The organism is Streptococcus pseudopneumoniae (genome assembly GCF_001072665.1).
Taxonomy (GTDB): Bacteria; Bacillota; Bacilli; order Lactobacillales; family Streptococcaceae; genus Streptococcus; species Streptococcus pseudopneumoniae_S.
The window spans coordinates 1-240 of sequence record NZ_JVJI01000083.1; the positions used below are offsets into that span (position 1 = coordinate 1).

Consider the following 240-nt stretch of genomic DNA (forward strand, 5'->3'; position numbering starts at 1 on the left):
TGGGTACCTGTATAAGATGGTTTCGATGGTACCTGTTCTGGTTCGACGATAGCTCCAGATTGAATGCCAGTATATTCTGGTTTTTCATTTGTCTCAGGGGCAACTATTGCATCAGATTGCTCACCTTTATATTCTGGCAAGGAAGGCTGAGTCTCCGGTTCGACGATGGCACCAGCTTGAGTTCCCTTGTACTCTGGTTGTGGAGCCACTTGCTCTGGTTCAACAACCGCTCCGGACTGG

Annotated in this window: 1 protein-coding gene; it reads right to left on the reverse strand. The window is 48.8% G+C overall.

The genetic code is table 11. The annotated features are described in order from the left end of the window. The coding region (locus tag ADH52_RS04715) for a hypothetical protein (protein ID WP_049510396.1) at positions 1-240 on the reverse strand (240 nt) is incomplete at both ends.